Raw genomic sequence first — 17543 nt, 5'->3', positions numbered from 1 at the left:
GAAAGGAGAGCTTATTACCCAACCCCATGATTAGATTTCTGGATGACAAGATGATACCTATTTCGGTTAGATTTTTACATGACTTGACAGGCACCGTCAGAAGATTGGCACACACAACAATAGTATGATTAACCAGCGAATCTCCTGCAGACGAACAAATGTTTTAAAAGTGCAAACCGGTGCCAATTTGTCACCAGTTCATCTTTTTCATACTTTGTCAGCTTAAACATAAACTCTTTTGGAAATCTTTCTATATACCTTTTAACCTGCCTATTCAGGTATTTTGTTTCTACACCATAGAGTACAGCCAGATCCCTATCCAGCATTACCTTCTGTCCCCGGATGAGCAGGATCTTCTGCTCGATCGTTTCGACCGGGACGAGTGCCTTTGATTCCATGACACCTTCTATCCTGGTCAGACAGTATATGGAATTTATTTATATATGAAAGGAAGCCAGGAGCGTCAACTATTATTCGTAATATATTGACTATAACGATAAGAACAATATATTGTTTGCATACTTCGGAATGCAAGAGTTGTGAGAAAGGAATAGTGTTGAAAAATAAAATTCAAATTATTGCAGTGGCACAATTTAGCGGGCTGGGCAAACCCTGCCCCTACAGATAGCAATAAACTACATTACCACTACCCAGTCTGCAGAGGACTCATGGGCTGATGATACATATCCAGCTGCTTGTTGCCCATTGTTAAAATACATTTTTTGGATTAACCATCAGGGTTAGGCAGAGGGAATACAAGCACTACTGTTGTGCCTTTGCCGGGTTCACTCTGGATATTTACCGAACCCAGATGCATGTCCATAATGGATTTAACAATCGCAAGCCCGAGTCCTGTCCCTCGGGGGTTTAACGATTTTGTATTTTGAACTCTATAAAAACGATCAAAGATTTTACTCAAATGTTCTTTTTCAATCCCGCACCCTGTATCTTTAACAATTATTTCTATATAGTGATTATTGGATCTTTGAGCGGTTATAGTTACATTTCCGCCTTTCCCTGTGTATTTAAGCGCATTGGATATCAGATTGCTTATAGCACGTCTAAACAGATTTTGATCCGCATTTAGTATAACATCCCCATTGCATGCGATATTTACCCCATGCTCTTCTGCCAGTGCATCATAAAATTCTTTTACAGCATCAACCTCATTAATTGCGCTAAAGTTTGTACGTTCAATCTGTGTTTCCGGATTTTCAGCCCGCGCGAGAAAAAGTAAGTTATCTATCATACGTGAAAGTCTTGAAAATTCTTCCATGCTTGATTCAAGTATCTGTTTGTAGTCATCAACTGTTCTTATTTTTGATAATGTTACCTCCGTTTCACCCATTAAATTATTTATAGGGGTACGCAGTTCATGTGCAAGATCAGCGGAGAATTGGGATAATCTTTCAAAAGAATCTTCAAGCCGTACGAGCATATCATCAAATGCAGATGCAAGTACTGTTAATTCCATCGGCCATCTTGCTGGATTGATCCTTTCGTGAAGATGTGTTGCCGTTATCCGTTGTGCTGCTTTTGCGATTTCTTGAATAGGCTTCATACCTTTGCGTGCAATAGCAATCCCTGCACCTGCAGAGATCAATGTTCCAAGAAAAAGTGCAATAAGCAGTTCCTTCCTGTAAATGGCAAGAATCGCATAGTCATCCGACACATCAAGCGCTATCTGTACGATCCTTTGTTTATTACCCTTACTACCAAGCTTTGCCATGGCAGATACTAAAAGATACGGGCTTCCATTCATAGCTCTACATTTTACGCTTTTTTGTACAGTTTCATTAATAGCTATTGGTGATGGAAAAAATAAAGGATTTATAACCTTATCCATACCGGGTGTTTCAATCATTGTTTTGCCCTTCTTATTAAGGAACCTTACATAGTATTTTACGAACCGATTGGCAGAAGTTTCCCATTGAACTTCTTCTTTTATAATTTCAGGATCATCCGGTGTTTTTAAAAGTATATCCCTGAGAACTTGAATCTTTGCCCCGAGAAATTCGTTTTCCTCTGTTAAGAGATTATTGGCAAGCACCCAGTACAAGAAAATACTTACGATAACGAGTATTAGGAATACAGAAACTGTATAAAGGACGGTAAGCCTGCCGGTAATCGACCATGACATAAATGTAGTTTTACCCTTAGCGTTCTTCAAGAACATATCCAACCCCTCTAACGGTGTGGATCAACTTCTCTTCATAAGGATCATCAACTTTTTTTCTTAACCTTCTTATTGCAACATCCACAACATTGGTATCGCTATCAAAGTTCATACCCCATACCTGTTCTGCTATAAGTGTTCTTGAAATAACCTCACCTTTTCTTTGTCCAAGAAAAGCAAGGAGCGTAAATTCTTTTGATGTTAAATCAAGCTGGTCGTCCGCTCTATGTGCCTTATGCTTGAGCAGATCAATCTCAAGATCCGCGATAATCAAGACCTCTTGTAGGCGGCCGGGTCCTCTCCTTAAAATTGAGCGGATCCTGGCAAGGAGTTCTGAAAAAGCAAAAGGCTTTATTAGATAATCATCGGCTCCAAGTTCTAAACCTTTAACCCTATCCTGTACCCCGTCTCTCGCTGTCAAAAAGAGAACCGGCGTTTGCTTTCCGTTGCGTCTTATCTCAGACAGCACAGACCATCCATTCATATCAGGCAGTACAACATCAAGTATAATCATGTCATAGTCACTTATTCCTGCATAATAAAGTCCATTCGCACCGTTTTCAGCAGTTTCTACAACAAAACCATTCTCCGTTAAGCCTTTACGCAAGTAATCTGCAGTTTTTTTCTCATCCTCTATAATTAAGATGTGCATATTATTAATAGTATAGCATGCTCTACAGTTTAATTCAAAAAGGTTGAATCATTTTAAGGACGGTTTATTTAGTAGCGGCAATGAGGTTAAATTTTATATAATCGTTGAATACAGATTAGTCCAGTTCTTCAGCCCGCCTGTGTGGAAGTAAAACATGGAACCCTTTATCAACCCAACATTATAGAATGATTTTTCATACCAGAGCTTTGTAAAACCTAAGAGTTTAAGAAATGGTGTAAGTGTTTTTGAGGAACGATATCTCATCATTGTGTTGGAGAAAAAATTGTATTTAACCATAAGAGGGAATACATAATACAGGTTTTCAAATTCTCTTGTGTACGGCGTTTTATATACCGGTTTATGTGCTGCAAAGAGCGCAGACAATGCCTCTAAATCTTTAAAATCTATATATCCATGCTCCATTGCAAAATTGTACAGTTTGGTGCCATGAATTGGTACCGATAATGAGATACGCGGGTTATCCGACTTAATTCGCCTGTTTAACTCAATGGTTGCAATAACATCTTCAAGAGTTTCACCGGGATTACCGATCATATTGAATGTTGTGAGAAATATCCCGTGTTTCTTAATCAATGAGGCAGTTTCTATAATATCCTGACTAGTGATCCTTTTGTTGAGTATATTAACCCTGATATCATCTTTGCCGCTCTCAATACCGATAGCTATGCCAAAACAACCGGCATTCTTAGCAGCTTTAACAATATCCTCATCAAGCTTGTTTATCATTGTGTTAAAAGTAAATGGAACTCCAACAGATGAAGAATACCGTTCACAGAACTCAAGTACCCATTCTTTATCATAGGTAAAAAGATCATCCGAAAAATGAACATGCTTCAGAGGATATCGCTTATATATATACAGGATCTCTTCTACAGTCCTTTCGGCTGTCTTTTTTCGCACAAAATCGCCACGCCCTTTTGTCATCGTTTTAAAGGTAGGATTGAAGCAATAAGAACAGTTGTTGGTGCACCCGCGTCCGCTGGTGAATCGCTTCAACGGGAAATTCTTTATGAACTTATACTTGTAATACATCTCTCTGTCCGGCATAGGCATCGTTGACAAATCGGTGAGCAGACCAATAGGATTTTTGTGAATAGTATGATCCCTCTTTATCCAGATATTGTTTACTCCCGTGATGTCATCACCCGCTTTCAATCGTTTTAAAAGTTCAGGAACTGCATAATCCGCTTCGCCAAGCAAAATCATATCAACGTATTCATTCTCAATCACATCGGAGAAAAATGTCGGATATGTCCCGCTGAGTAATATCATAATGTCAGGGATTCTGCTTTTTATCTTCTCTGCCGTTGACAATCCCCATTCCGGTCTAACAACGGATGTTGGAATCATTACAACACGCGGATTAGATTCGGAAAGAATACGTAATATATCCTTTTCTTCTCTTTCTATAAATACCTCGTATGTGTGCCCATCTCTCTTCAACACAGCTGCAAGCTTTGTCAATGCAATAGATTCATTGATGCTGTTGTCTTGAATAAATACGATATCTATTTTGTGATCATTTTGCATGCTCCATAAGTAGCATAAAGTATTTCTTTAAACAACTTATACCTTTTTATCAGCCGCCTGATATATCTCTTGCAAGTTCTGCCCGTGATACGATCCCCTTTTTTAAAAGTGTATACTCCACTGCCAATAGGCTGTGTCATAACCCCGCTTCTGTTATTGCGTTCATGAACTGTTTTTAAACCCATCCCTTCATGTTCCTTCACCGGGCGATCCCTTATATTACAATAATGGAAAGTAGAGTTTTGCTCTGCAAATTTGAATTTTAAATGACGGATCTCCTGCATATACTTGACATCATAATTTTTTAATGTAATAATTTAAAAAGATATACGGGATATACATCAATAGTAATAGATAGCATCGGTACATTATGCGACAAATAGTAAAGGAAAAATTTATAATAAAGAAATTACTTGCATTCTTCTATAAAGATAGATTAGAAAGACTACAAATAAATTAGAGGTTCTTATTATTCTATAAAAGTACCTCTCAGGACAGGCGAATGGCTTTAAATCTAAAAGAACTCAAAAATAAATCTATAGCTGAACTTGCTAATATAGCAAAGGACTTAAACGTAGAAAACGCTGTGAGTATGCGCAGGCAGGAATTGATATACGGGATATTGCAAGCAGAGAGTGCAAACAACGGCGTAATTTATGGAGAAGGCGTGCTTGAAATACTGCCCGACGGCTTTGGCTTCTTAAGATCCCCTGATTACAATTATCTGCCGGGACCAGACGATATATATGTATCACCATCCCAGATAAGAAAGTTCGGAATACGAACCGGGGATACGGTTACAGGACAGATAAGACAGCCTAAGGAAGGCGAGAAGTATTTTGCTCTTGTTAAAGTTGAAAGCATCGATAATGAGGACCCGGAGGTCGCAAAGAACAAGATATTGTTTGATAACCTTACACCTCTTTATCCGCAAGAAAAATTTAAAATGGAGTACAATACAGGAGAATTATCAACAAGGGTTATAGATTTGCTCACACCAATTGGCAAGGGACAGAGAGGACTTATTGTCTCACCGCCAAGAAGCGGTAAAACCATGCTTCTCCAGCATATAGCAAATGCAATAACCAAGAACCATCCGTCGGTTTATCTCATCGTTCTGCTGATAGATGAAAGGCCGGAAGAGGTTACAGATATGCAGAGGAATGTTAAAGGGGAAGTGGTAAGCTCAACCTTTGATGAACCTGCGCAAAGGCATGTTCAGGTTGCCGATATGGTACTTGAAAAGTCAAAAAGACTTGTAGAACACGGGCATGATGTTGTTATATTGCTTGACAGTATTACAAGACTTGCACGTGCTCACAACACTGTAACCCCGTCAAGCGGTAAGGTTTTATCAGGGGGTGTAGATTCAAATGCCTTACAAAGACCAAAGCGGTTCTTTGGTGCTGCAAGGAATATAGAAGAAGGCGGAAGCCTTACCATTATTGCTACAGCCCTTATAGATACAGGCAGCCGTATGGATGAAGTTATATTTGAGGAATTTAAAGGAACGGGTAATATGGAGGTTGTGCTTGACAGAAGGCTTGCAGATAAAAGGGTTTTTCCGGCAATTGATATGAGCAAATCGGGCACGAGGAAAGAAGAGTTATTACTTGATAAGAATACAATTAACAAGGTCTGGATACTTAGAAAAGCTTTACAACCTATGAATGTTGTAGAAGCTATGGAGTTCTTAATAGATAAGATGGCTAAGACGAAAACGAATAAGGAATTCCTTGACTCGATGAACAAAGTAGATCTTGATTAGACATTTATTTTTGGAGGAAAAATGAAGGAAGGGATACATCCTAAATATGTAAAAGCTACGATAAAATGTGCATGTGGAAATGTGATAGAAACGCGATCTACAAAAGGTGATTATCTGATAGACATTTGTTCTAACTGTCACCCGTTTTTTACAGGTAAACAAAAGCTCATAGATTCTGCCGGTATGGTGGAAAAGTTTCATAGAAAATATGATAAAACTATTCTGAAGAAAAAGACTGTAAAAAATTAGACCTATGTTCGTCGTAAAGACTTTTAATGAAGGTTATACTGTTAAATTATACGCCAGACCCGGATTTAACCGTAGCCATAGCTGCAAGGCTATGCTACTCGAAACGTTCTATTGAGGAGTTAAAAAAAGAATTAACCCCTGATAAGTTAGAGAAGTTTATCACAAGGATCTTGAGATCAGGGCATCATTCTGTATTGGAACACGCTTCTTTTACTTTTGGAATAGAAGGCATATCAAGAGTAACGACGCATCAGCTTATCAGACACAGGCTTGCTTCATATTCACAACAGAGTCAGAGGTACACAAAACTTGAGGATCAATCGGATTTTATACTCCCTGAAAGTATTAAACAGAATGATGAATTCAGGGATAAATTTACACGTTTTTCTGAACATGCCTTTAGTCTATATCATGCTATGATCAACTCAGGTATACCGGTGGAAGATGCAAGGTATATACTTCCCAGTTCTGTTAAAACAAGGATCATTGTTACAATGAATGCACGCGAGCTCTTACATTTTTTCAGATTGAGAGGCTGTCTGAGGGCCCAATGGGAAATAAGGGAACTGTCTGTAGAGATGCTAAAGTTATCAAAAAAAACGGCACCGGTAATATTTAAAAAAGCAGGTCCGGCATGCATAACCGGGCCCTGTACGGAAGGGGATTTTTATTGCGGTAAACTAAAAGAGATAAGAGAGTTTTATAGGGGGTTGTAACTATGTTTGAGAACCTTGAGCAGTTATTGCTTCATTATAATGAGCTTAACTCATTATTAGCAAGTCCTGAAATTTTTTCCATTCAAAAAGAATACACAAAGTATATAAAAGAAAAGAACGAGATAGAACCGATCGCCCGTACATATCGTGCATATAAAGAATGCGTTAATTCAATACAATATACAAAACAACTTATAGAAGGGAACGAGGAAGACATAAAATCCCTTGCAAAAGAAGAACTCTCCATACTGGACAAACAAAGACAAGAGCTCGAAAACAAGCTTAAAGAGCTTATCCTCCCAAAAGATCCACTCGATTCAAAAAATGTAATACTTGAGATTCGTGCAGGTGCAGGCGGCGAGGAGTCTGCATTATTTGCCGCGGAGTTGTTGAGGATGTATCTCAGGTATGCCGAGATGAAGAACTGGCATACAGAGATACTAAGTGAAAACACTACAGGGATCGGAGGCTACAAAGAGGTAATCATACTTATAGAGGGAGAAAGGGTTTATAGCAGACTAAAGTATGAAAGCGGCGTTCACAGAGTGCAAAGAGTACCCAAAACAGAGGCATCTGGAAGGATACATACATCAACTGTAACGGTCGCGATTCTACCCGAGGCTGAAGATGTAGAGATTGATCTGAAGAATGAAGACTTAAAGATAGATACATACAGGGCGGGTGGAGCCGGCGGGCAGAATGTCAATAAAGTTGAGACAGCCATAAGGATAACACATATCCCAACGGGCGTTGTTGTTATGTGCCAGGATGAACGTTCACAATATAAGAACAAAACAAAAGCCCTGAAAATCCTAAAATCCCGATTGCTTCAGATGAATATGGAGAAACAGACCTCGGAAAGGGCACACAACAGGAAAAGCCAGGTAGGTTCAGGTGATAGAAGTGAGAAGATAAGGACGTATAACTTTCCGCAGAACAGGGTTACGGACCATAGAATAAACCTTACCTCTTATTCACTTGAATCATTTTTATCCGGGAATATAGACAACTTTATAGATGGGCTTACTTCTCATTACAGGGCACAAGAGCTTACGAAACAGATGGAAAAAAATCATGCATGAGAAAAGCAATCATAATGACAGGGATTTAAAAGTCTGTTTGTAAAGCTTATACTATGATTATGCCCGCGTATCCTACGACCTCTTCAAAATCTTTTGTTACATCACCCGATGTCTTATAATCCACGAGCTTCGCTTCTTTAGCACCAAGCAGTTTTGCACTGACAAGCATTATCGCAGCAGGTATAACTCCGCACATAGTTATATCATGTTCTGATGTTACCTGTAAAAGACCTTTCGGATCAAGACTTAAAACTTTATCAATTGCAAGTCTATCCTTTTTTCTTGCAATAGCATCGGGTTCGTAATGTGTCATGTCGGAGCTCGCAACGATTAAAACATCTTTTTTTGATGATTTTACTGCCGCTGCGATTGCTTCACCGATAGCCCTTACAAAATCAAAACCCCGCCCCATAACACATATTGGTACTATTTTCGTTTCAGGGTTTTTAAAGTGAATGAACGGCAACTGAACTTCAAGAGAATGTTCTGCCGTATGAGCTTCATGATCCTCTGTTACAATACCGGTATTGTTCATTATTAAACTTGCAAGTTCCGTATCAATCTCCATACCAAAGCCCGGCATATCAAATACACCCTCTGATATGATGCCTGCCCTTGAGCCATAGCCTGTGTGATTTGGCCCGATAATGATCACATCCGAAGGAATACGAATACTTGCATAAACTCTTCCCGCCACGCTGCCCGAATAAACATATCCTGCATGAGGAGAAACAACACCAATAGCTTTAACAGACTCTTTGTCCGCAATAGTATACTGTTTAACAAGCTTCTCAAGGCTTGGTGCGTTGGCAGGATAAAATGCCCCTGCAACTGCCGCTGTTCTCTTCATAAAATCTCCTATCTAACTCTTATTAACACCTCTCCGGGGTTTACGGTATCACCTTCACTCACGTATATCTCTTCTATGATTCCATCTATCGGTGTATGGATTTCGCTTTCCATTTTCATGGATTCCAGTATAAGCACAGTATCCCCTGCTGAAACCTTTACTCCTTTTTTTGTTTTTATAGATGATATTTTGCCAGGGACCGCGGTTGTCACATCTCCATCCTCTGTTGCCTTTGGCCTTAAAGTGGTTATAGCTGCCTTTGGGATCAATTCGCCCTCTTGTGATGAAACTACCTCCACAATCGGTTCAAGTAACACCTCCTCAAGCTTTCCATCCACATAAACAAAAAACATTCTTGGATTCTCCGTTCTCTGTCCTGCACCTGCGATCTTAATATGATACATCTCTCCGTGTATTTTGACATGGAACTCACTTGGTGCAAGCCTTGCCATTTGCTTTTTATCCTTTTCCGGCTGCGGTGCTTCAAACTTCGGTGTCAGGACCTTAAGTTCGCCCTTTTCCCTGAGATCAAAAAATTCCATTGCCACAGCAGGAAACAATGCATAAGAGAGCACATCTTCCTCCGAATGTGTCTTTGAACTTATTTCTTCTTTTATTTTGCCAAGCTCTAATTCAAGATAGTCGGCGGGCCTCCTATCTATAATCTTTTCATCCCCTATTGCTAACTTTCTTAATGAATCATTTACCTTACCCGGCGGCCTGCCGTAAAATCCTTTTAAATAATTTTTGATCTCATTTGTTATCACCTGATACCTTTTCCCTGTTAACACATTTAAAGTTGCCTGTGAGCCGACGATCTGACTTGTTGGTGTGACAAGCGGAGGATAACCGAGATCCTTTCTTACCTTCGGAACTTCATCCAGGACATCGTTCATTTTATCAAGTGCATCCTGCTCCTTAAGCTGTGAAGCAAGATTGGAAAGCATGCCTCCAGGTATCTGCCATATAAGTATTTTTGTATTTATACCCGTATATTCGTTTTCATACGCTTTATATTTCTTTTTTATCTCTCTAAAATAATCGGCGATATCTGCGAGAAGATCAAGAGATAAACCGGTATCGTAATCGGTGTCTTTAAGCGCTGCAACAATAGACTCTGTCGGCGCCTGAGATGTTCCACCCGCAAAAGGCGATATAGCGGTATCAATAATATCCACTCCAGCCTCTATTGCCTTCAAAATGGACATACTCGCAAAACCGGCAGTATCGTGCGTGTGAAAATGTAATGGTATTTTAACCGTTTCTTTTAGTCTGCTTATAAGCTCATAAGCCTCATAAGGCTTTATTAATCCGGCCATGTCTTTTATGCAAATGGCATCGACTCCCATATCTTCAAGCGATTTTGCATAATCGACAAAATATTGGATCGTATGAACAGGGCTTGTTGTGTAGCTAAATGCGCCTTCCGTAAACTTACCGAACTGCTTTACAGCTTTTATTGATGAGCGCATGTTTCTGATATCATTCAAGGCATCAAAAATCCTGAATATATCGATTCCATTTTCTATAGACTTTTCTACAAACTTCCACACAACATCATCAGGATAATGTCTGTATCCAACGAGATTCTGTCCTCTTAATAACATTTGAAGTTTCGTATTCGGCAAAGCTTTTCTGAGTGCTTTTAACCTTTCCCACGGATCCTCTCGTAAGAATCTCATTGCGCTGTCGAATGTAGCACCTCCCCACACCTCCATTGACCAGAAGCCCGCACTGTCCATCTTTTCACATATCGGCAGCATATCGTCTATTTTAAGCCGTGTTGCTATATGCGATTGATGCGCATCCCTTAATGTAGTATCCGTTATGTATACCTTTTTTATCACTATAACTCTCCTGCCTTTTTACATGCCTTCATGCATTGCAATAACAGATGCAATAGCTATAACAATATCCATTGGATCTTTTTGATACTCATACCCAAGCAATTCCTGATGCTCATTTATGAACTCTGTATCTATGTAACCCTTTTTAAAATCATCACTGCTAACAATTGCAAGCAAATACGGGATATTCGTCTTTATACCTCTTATAACAAATTCCTCAAGCGCCCTTCGCGTTCTGTTCACGACCTCATCCCATGTCTCTCCCCTGACGGTCATCTTTGCTAGAAGAGGATCATAATAATCGGGAACGACATAATCCTTATAAACAGCGCCGTCTATCCTTACCCCAATACCACCGGGTGAGTAATAAGCGGTTATCCTTCCGCCATTAGGTAAAAAATTATTTTTGGGATCCTCCGCAATGAGCCTGCATTCGATTGCATTACCATTGATTTTTACGTCTTTCTGCTTCAGGTTTAGTTCCATACCGGCTGCTATTTCTATTTGTTTCTTAACTATGTCTATGCCTGTTATTGCCTCTGTAACAGGATGTTCTACCTGAAGCCTTGTATTCATTTCCATAAAAAAGTATCTCATATTGCTGTCAACGAGGAATTCAATTGTACCCGCATTCGTATAATTAACAAGCTTTGCGATCTTTATTGCTACCCTTCCTATCTCTTTTCGTTTCTGCTCACCCAAAATCAAAGATGGAGCGATCTCTATTACCTTTTGATGTCTCCTCTGTATTGAACAATCCCTTTCACCAAGATGAATAACATTTTCATGATGATCCGCAAGGATCTGAAACTCTATGTGATGGGACTTGTGTATATATCTTTCAACAAAGATTTCGGAATTACCAAAAAACTTTTCCGCCTCCGACATTGCAAGTTTAAAATACCTGAGTAACTCTTTTTCCGTATTAGCAATCCTTAACCCTCTTCCACCGCCACCACCAGAAGCCTTTATTATCAATGGGTACCCTATGATCTTACCCCATTTTACTGCGTCAGTTGCGCTTTTTATGGGCTCATCACTGCCATCCACGATAGAGATATCATGCTTCTTCATAAACTCTCTTGCTTTTAACTTATCCCCCATCAGTTCGATTGCCTCGGATGATGGGCCAATAAATACGATACCTCTTTTTTCACACAGCTCCGCCATTTTTGGATTTTCTGAAATAAAGCCGTAACCCGGGTGTATCGCATCAGCATTGATCTTCAATGCGAGATCAACAATTCTGTGAATGTTGAGATACGCCTCTATGGGACCGGGACTTACGAGATATGCTTCATCCGCTTTTTTAATGTACAGTGCTGTTGAATCTTCTTCCGTGTAGATCACGGCACTCTTTATACCCATCTCTTTGCATGCCCTGATAATCCTCGTGGCTATCTCACCTCTGTTTGCAATAAGAATCTTGTTAAACATAGTCTATTTTTTTAAAGCCTCTTCCTCTCCGTGTACAAGCCGTTTGATATTTTCTCTGTGTGTAAAAAGAATAAAGACGGACATAAAAACAGCAAATATCATCATAATAATTATGTTCTGTCTGTTTCTGAATAAAAAAAATACAATGAACGGCAATGAGATGGCTGACGATAAAGCACCTATAGACGAAACATGCGTAATCAAAAAAGCTGTTAACCATACGACAATAAGAACCAATCCTGCCAATGGATTTATGCCCAGGATCACACCGAGTGTTGTTGCAACACCCTTACCACCTTTGAATTTGAGAAACGGCGTAAAAACATGCCCCAGTACAGACGCCATACCGGTACCGACCATTAAAGCGTATAAATGCTGTTCCGACAAGGTGCTGAAATGGATCCTCACGAATATGACCGGTAGTAAGCCTTTAAGTGCATCAACAAGCAAAACCAAAACTCCCCACCCTTTGCCCATCGCTCTAGTTACATTTGTAGCACCGATATTCCCGCTTCCGACAGATTTTATATCTATGCCCTTGCTTCTTGCTACAAGATATCCTGTTGGAAATGAACCAATAAAAAACGATAAAACTATTATTGTTGTATAAACTAAAATCATAATGATTTAATAACAGTTATATTATGATGCGTCAAGAACGGATACAAAGTTTCCCGCCGGAAGTTTTAGAAATAGAAACTATCAAAGATCTCTTACTATTATTTATTATAACTAATCGTTCTATTACTGCTCTTTGAGCGATACCTGTTAGAGACCCGTAATCTTATTGCAGCCCTTTCAAGTGCAGAGATAGCTGCTACATACTGCGCATCAATAGGTGTAAGGTGCTTCAATTCCTCTTCTGCCCTTTGTTTTGCATCAAGTGCACGGTTATAATCTATCTCATGCTCGAACTCCGCTGTCTCAACAAGCACGGTCATCTTTTTCTGATTTATATCTGCATAACCCCAATTTATAGCAAGGCACTTCTCATCTGCAGCACTCCTGTACGTTAATTCCCCGATTTTAAGTATTGTTATGTATCTCGCATGACCCGGCAAAATGCCAAACTCGCCGTAATAACCGGGTGCAACAACCTCATCCACATCCTGATCTATAATCGTTTTTTCGGGTGTTATGATTTTTAATCTTATTGACATATTTAAGCTGTTAACGCCTTTGCCTTCTCAACAACCTCTTCTATTGTGCCGGCCATATAAAACGCCTGCTCAGGGACAGCATCATGCTTGCCTTCTATGATTTCTCTAAAACCTTTTATTGTGTCCTCAAGCTTTACATATTTCCCAGGCGTGCCTGTGAATTGTTCCGCTACAAAAAACGGCTGCGACAAAAATCTTTGTATCTTTCTTGCCCTTGATACTGTAAGTTTATCTTCGGCAGAAAGCTCTTCCATTCCGAGAATTGCTATAATATCAAGAAGTTCTTTATACCTCTGCAGAACCTTCTGTACATCTCTTGCAACCTTATAATGCTCCTGGCCGATAACCAACGGATCCAGTATCCTTGATGTAGAATCAAGAGGATCAACTGCCGGATATATACCAAGTTCGGCTATCTGCCTTGAAAGCACTGTTGTTGCATCGAGATGTGCAAATGTTGTTGCTGGCGCAGGGTCTGTGAGATCATCCGCAGGCACATATATTGCCTGAACAGATGTTATGGACCCTTTCCTTGTCGAGGTTATCCTTTCTTCAAGCTCTCCGAGATCCGTTGCAAGCGTTGGCTGATAACCAACTGCGGATGGAATTCTACCAAGCAGCGCAGAAACCTCCGAGTTTGCCTGTGTAAATCTGAATATATTATCAATGAACAGCAAAACATCCTGATGCTCTTCATCTCTGAAGTACTCTGCAACCGTTAACGCAGTCAGCCCTACCCTTGCCCTTGCACCCGGCGGCTCGTTCATCTGCCCATAAACAAGCGCTGTTTTGCCTATGACCCCGGATTCCTTCATCTCAAGCCATAGATCATTGCCTTCTCTTGTTCTCTCGCCAACACCGCCGAACACTGAAAATCCGCCATGATGCATTGCAACATTGTGGATCAATTCCATTATAATAACCGTTTTACCAACTCCAGCACCGCCGAACAACCCTATCTTTCCGCCTTTCTGGTAAGGCTCAAGCAGGTCTATAACCTTTATACCCGTTTCAAACATTTCTATACTTGTTGATTGTTCTTCAAAGGTTGGTGCAGGCCTGTGTATGGGATACTTTTTTGCTGCCTTTATATCACCGAGTTCATCGACCGGCTCACCTATCACGTTAATTATCCTTCCGAGCACCTCTTTCCCTACCGGCACTGAGATATCCCCGCCTGTATTCATAACGGATAAACCTCTTACAAGCCCTTCCGTAGAATCCATTGCTATACATTTTACAGTGTTTTCACCAATCTGCTGGGCAACCTCAAGTGTGAGATTCCACTCTTTATCGGATATAGCCTTATTGGTTGTCTTTAATGCTGAATATATCTCTGGTAATTTACCTTCAAACTCAACGTCAACAACCGAGCCCATTACCTGAACTATTTTTCCATAATCCATTTATATATCTCTCCTTTCTTCTATTAGCGCATAGCCTCTGCGCCATTAACGATATCCATAAGCTCTTTTGTAATTGTACTCTGGCGGGCTTTATTCATAACAAGCGTAAGGGTTTGAATCATGTCTTTTGCATTGTTTGTTGCCGAATCCATTGCTGTCATCCTTGCTGCATGCTCACTTGCCGCTGATTCAAGCAGTGCATGATATATCCTGCTTTCGATCATTCTCGGAAGCAGACTCATAAGTATCTCCTGCAGAGAAGGCTCATAAATAAGCATTTTTGGATCCAAAATCTCTGCCTCACTCTGCTCCACTACAATCCTGCTCAGCGGTAATAATATCTCTTCTACCGGTTTTTGTGAAAGCACGGACATAAATCTATTATAGATCAGCGATACTTCATCATATTCACCGTCCGCAAAACCATTTATACAAACACTTGAAATGTCCCTTACTTCACTGTAATTAGGGTTGCCCGATGATCCGCTGAGATCAAGATTTATTTTTGCGCCGGATCTGCGCAGCATATCTCTGCCGTTTTTACCGATTGTTATGAATTCAAGTTCCGTATTATTATCTTTAGACTCTTTGAGTGCCTGCAGCGCAAGCCTGTTTACATTACTGTTATAACCGCCGCAAAGCCCTCTGTCTGACGACATAAGTACAATCAATGTCTTGTTTATCTCAGTCGGCTTTCTCATAAGAGGATGTAAGGTTGTGTCGATTTTAGCAGTAATTTCTCTTACAATCTCTTCTATGTTGTTAGCATAAGCACGTGAATTATCAGCCTGCTGCTGGAGTTTCCTAAGTTTTACAGCAGCGATCATCTTCATTGCTTTCGTGATCTTCTCCGTATTCGATACCGTTTTAATTCTTTTCCTAAGTGTTTCAAAAGCTGGCATGTTTACCCTTTTGGATTAAACTTCTGCTTGAAAGAATCAAGCGATGCTCTCATAGATTTTATGGTATCATCGCTTAGCACCTTTTTCTCTTTTATCGTTTTAAGTAGATCGGGGTATTCGCTCTTAACAAATTCTATCATCTCTTTTTCGTATCTATTAATCGCATCAACAGAATAGTCATCCAAATAACCGTTTGTACCGGCAAAAATGCTCATTATCTGTTCTTCAACAGGTGCAGGTTTATACTGCGGTTGTTTTAAAAGTTCTGTAAGTCTCATACCTCTGTTAAGCTGCATTTGTGTTGCCTTATCGAGATCGGATGCAAACTGCGCGAATGCTGCCATTTCTCTATACTGGGCAAGTTCAAGCCTTAATCTGCCTGCCACCTGCTTCATCGCCTTGACCTGTGCATTACCTCCAACCCTTGATACCGAAAGTCCCACATTGACCGCGGGTCTTATACCCGCATAAAACAGATCGCTTTCAAGATATATCTGGCCGTCTGTGATTGAAATAACATTCGTAGGGATGTACGCAGAGACATCACCCGCCTGGGTTTCTATTACTGGTATAGCCGTTAACGAACCGCCGCCTTTTTCGTTACTGAGTTTTGCAGCCCTCTCAAGAAGCCTCGAATGTAAATAGAACACATCGCCTGGATAAGCCTCTCTTCCGGGCGGCCTTCTTAAAAGCAGTGATAGCTGCCTATAAGCAACAGCGTGCTTTGAAAGGTCGTCATAAAAGATAACAGCATGTTTTCCGTTATCCCTATAATGCTCACCTATTGTACATCCTGTGTAAGGAGCTATGTATTGGAGCGGTGCCGGAGAGCTTGCTGTGGCAGCAACAACAATGGTATAATCCATTGCCCCATGCTGTGTAAGCCTGTCAACGACCTGAGCAACGGTTGACTGTTTCTGGCCTATTGCAACATAAATACAGACTATGTCTTTGCCTTTTTGATTAATTATCGTATCGAGTATCAGTGCAGTTTTCCCCGTCTGTCTATCTCCTATTATCAATTCTCTCTGTCCCCTTCCTATCGGTATCATGGAATCGATCGCTTTTATGCCTGTTTGTAAAGGCTCTTTAACAGGCTGACGCTCAACTATGCCGGGCGCCTTTATTTCAATCTTTCTCGTATCTTTGGTATCTATTTGTCCTCTACCATCAATAATCTCTCCAAGTGCATTAACAACCCTTCCGAGCATTTGATCACCCACTGAAACTTCCATGATCCTTCCTGTTCTTTTTACCGTTTGTCCTTCATTTATACCTGTAACCTCTCCCATCACTGCGATACCAACAGTATCTTCCTCAAGGTTAAGAACAAGGCCCTTTGTTCCATCTTCAAACTCAACAAGCTCACCTGCCATAATATTCTCAAGACCGTTTGCCCTGACAATACCATCCCCTACTGTTAAAACAGTGCCTATCTCTGTCTTTTTTATCTTATAATCATAACCCTGCAGTTGCTCTTTAATAATGCTTGTTATCTCTTCGTATTTAATTCCCAATGCCATAATTTTCTCCTTAAACCCTTTTTATTATTTCACTTAAAATTTAATCCTTACTTTCTATAACATCCTGACTAATCATATTGGCTTAACTCCGGTGCCGTCATTCCAGTATAAGCGGGAACCATGAAAAGCGGAACAAAAGAACTGGATTGCTGCTTTCGCAGGATGACAATTTAATTATTGCATTTGTTTTACTTCTCATTACTTACTTCGGCTTTTTTGCTGAA

16 protein-coding genes and 1 pseudogene are annotated in these 17543 nt (G+C 40.1%); 4 read left to right on the top strand and 13 right to left on the bottom strand.

What is annotated here, in order from left to right:
* Positions 1–158: 158 nt before the first annotated feature.
* The 5 genes and pseudogenes from M1381_07500 to M1381_07480 all read right to left on the bottom strand — a co-directional run bounded on the left by M1381_07500 (position 159) and on the right by M1381_07480 (position 4582).
* Positions 159–398: pseudogene (locus M1381_07500) on the bottom strand (ORF6N domain-containing protein).
* A gap of 329 nt (positions 399–727) precedes the next feature.
* Positions 728–2176 (bottom strand): heavy metal sensor histidine kinase, encoded by a 1449-nt coding sequence (locus tag M1381_07495; GenBank protein ID MCL4478926.1) that lies wholly within the window; start codon positions 2174–2176, stop codon positions 728–730.
* On the bottom strand, positions 2157–2828 hold the full coding sequence (locus tag M1381_07490) for a heavy metal response regulator transcription factor (GenBank protein ID MCL4478925.1): 672 nt from the start codon (positions 2826–2828) through the stop codon (positions 2157–2159). The genes M1381_07495 and M1381_07490 overlap by 20 nt, the downstream gene beginning before the upstream one ends.
* A gap of 93 nt (positions 2829–2921) precedes the next feature.
* Positions 2922–4379 (bottom strand): B12-binding domain-containing radical SAM protein, encoded by a 1458-nt coding sequence (locus M1381_07485; protein MCL4478924.1) that lies wholly within the window; start codon positions 4377–4379, stop codon positions 2922–2924.
* Entirely contained in the window at positions 4358–4582 is a 225-nt protein-coding gene (locus M1381_07480; protein ID MCL4478923.1) for a hypothetical protein, read from the bottom strand. Before M1381_07480 ends, M1381_07485 begins: the two co-directional genes overlap by 22 nt.
* A gap of 299 nt (positions 4583–4881) precedes the next feature.
* Here M1381_07480 and rho point away from each other — a divergent pair, with 299 nt between their 5' ends.
* Genes rho through prfA form a run of 4 tightly spaced genes read left to right on the top strand, consistent with a single transcriptional unit; the run spans position 4882 to position 8194 of the window.
* Positions 4882–6147, top strand: coding sequence for a transcription termination factor Rho (gene rho / locus M1381_07475; GenBank protein MCL4478922.1), 1266 nt, complete (start codon positions 4882–4884; stop codon positions 6145–6147).
* 21 nt (positions 6148–6168) lie between these two features.
* Entirely contained in the window at positions 6169–6396 is a 228-nt protein-coding gene (gene rpmE, locus M1381_07470; protein ID MCL4478921.1) for a 50S ribosomal protein L31, read from the top strand.
* Positions 6397–6422: 26 nt separating this feature from the next.
* Positions 6423–7112: an FAD-dependent thymidylate synthase gene (gene thyX, locus M1381_07465; protein MCL4478920.1), complete on the top strand. Its 690-nt coding sequence runs from the start codon at positions 6423–6425 to the stop codon at positions 7110–7112.
* Positions 7113–7114: 2 nt separating this feature from the next.
* Entirely contained in the window at positions 7115–8194 is a 1080-nt protein-coding gene (prfA, locus tag M1381_07460; GenBank protein MCL4478919.1) for a peptide chain release factor 1, read from the top strand.
* Between the two features lie 46 nt (positions 8195–8240).
* Here the strand turns inward: prfA and amrB are convergent, their stop codons facing one another.
* The 8 genes from amrB to atpA form a co-directional block, all read right to left on the bottom strand.
* Positions 8241–9044, bottom strand: a complete 804-nt coding sequence (gene amrB / locus M1381_07455; protein ID MCL4478918.1) for an AmmeMemoRadiSam system protein B — start codon at positions 9042–9044, stop codon at positions 8241–8243.
* An 8-nt stretch (positions 9045–9052) separates the two neighbouring features.
* On the bottom strand, positions 9053–10891 hold the full coding sequence (gene oadA / locus M1381_07450) for a sodium-extruding oxaloacetate decarboxylase subunit alpha (GenBank protein ID MCL4478917.1): 1839 nt from the start codon (positions 10889–10891) through the stop codon (positions 9053–9055).
* 18 nt (positions 10892–10909) lie between these two features.
* On the bottom strand, positions 10910–12328 hold the full coding sequence (locus M1381_07445) for an acetyl-CoA carboxylase biotin carboxylase subunit (GenBank protein MCL4478916.1): 1419 nt from the start codon (positions 12326–12328) through the stop codon (positions 10910–10912).
* A gap of 3 nt (positions 12329–12331) precedes the next feature.
* Entirely contained in the window at positions 12332–12949 is a 618-nt protein-coding gene (gene plsY, locus M1381_07440; protein MCL4478915.1) for a glycerol-3-phosphate 1-O-acyltransferase PlsY, read from the bottom strand.
* Between the two features lie 98 nt (positions 12950–13047).
* Positions 13048–13488, bottom strand: coding sequence for a F0F1 ATP synthase subunit epsilon (locus tag M1381_07435; GenBank protein ID MCL4478914.1), 441 nt, complete (start codon positions 13486–13488; stop codon positions 13048–13050).
* Positions 13489–13490: 2 nt separating this feature from the next.
* A complete protein-coding gene (gene atpD / locus M1381_07430; GenBank protein MCL4478913.1) occupies positions 13491–14894 on the bottom strand; it encodes a F0F1 ATP synthase subunit beta in 1404 nt (467 codons plus the stop codon).
* Between the two features lie 23 nt (positions 14895–14917).
* Positions 14918–15796, bottom strand: coding sequence for an ATP synthase F1 subunit gamma (gene atpG / locus M1381_07425; protein MCL4478912.1), 879 nt, complete (start codon positions 15794–15796; stop codon positions 14918–14920).
* A gap of 2 nt (positions 15797–15798) precedes the next feature.
* Positions 15799–17313 (bottom strand): F0F1 ATP synthase subunit alpha, encoded by a 1515-nt coding sequence (gene atpA, locus M1381_07420; GenBank protein ID MCL4478911.1) that lies wholly within the window; start codon positions 17311–17313, stop codon positions 15799–15801.
* Between the last annotated feature and the right edge of the window lie 230 nt (positions 17314–17543).

Source organism: Deltaproteobacteria bacterium, from assembly GCA_023382265.1.
GTDB lineage: Bacteria > JAMCPX01 > JAMCPX01 > JAMCPX01 > JAMCPX01 > JAMCPX01.
This window is presented reverse-complemented; position numbering and strand designations above follow the sequence as displayed.

What these genes read in the sequence shown, in the direction of transcription:
- M1381_07495 (MCL4478926.1), bottom strand. Translation starts at nt 2,176, where the DNA reads ATGTTCTTGAAGAACGCTAAGGGTAAAACTACATTTATGTCATGGTCG.
- M1381_07490 (MCL4478925.1), bottom strand. Translation starts at nt 2,828, where the DNA reads ATGCACATCTTAATTATAGAGGATGAGAAAAAAACTGCAGATTACTTG.
- M1381_07485 (MCL4478924.1), bottom strand. Translation starts at nt 4,379, where the DNA reads ATGCAAAATGATCACAAAATAGATATCGTATTTATTCAAGACAACAGC.
- rho (MCL4478922.1), top strand. Translation starts at nt 4,882, where the DNA reads ATGGCTTTAAATCTAAAAGAACTCAAAAATAAATCTATAGCTGAACTT.
- rpmE (MCL4478921.1), top strand. Translation starts at nt 6,169, where the DNA reads ATGAAGGAAGGGATACATCCTAAATATGTAAAAGCTACGATAAAATGT.
- thyX (MCL4478920.1), top strand. Translation starts at nt 6,423, where the DNA reads ATGAAGGTTATACTGTTAAATTATACGCCAGACCCGGATTTAACCGTA.
- prfA (MCL4478919.1), top strand. Translation starts at nt 7,115, where the DNA reads ATGTTTGAGAACCTTGAGCAGTTATTGCTTCATTATAATGAGCTTAAC.
- amrB (MCL4478918.1), bottom strand. Translation starts at nt 9,044, where the DNA reads ATGAAGAGAACAGCGGCAGTTGCAGGGGCATTTTATCCTGCCAACGCA.
- M1381_07445 (MCL4478916.1), bottom strand. Translation starts at nt 12,328, where the DNA reads ATGTTTAACAAGATTCTTATTGCAAACAGAGGTGAGATAGCCACGAGG.
- plsY (MCL4478915.1), bottom strand. Translation starts at nt 12,949, where the DNA reads ATGATTTTAGTTTATACAACAATAATAGTTTTATCGTTTTTTATTGGT.
- M1381_07435 (MCL4478914.1), bottom strand. Translation starts at nt 13,488, where the DNA reads ATGTCAATAAGATTAAAAATCATAACACCCGAAAAAACGATTATAGAT.
- atpD (MCL4478913.1), bottom strand. Translation starts at nt 14,894, where the DNA reads ATGGATTATGGAAAAATAGTTCAGGTAATGGGCTCGGTTGTTGACGTT.
- atpG (MCL4478912.1), bottom strand. Translation starts at nt 15,796, where the DNA reads ATGCCAGCTTTTGAAACACTTAGGAAAAGAATTAAAACGGTATCGAAT.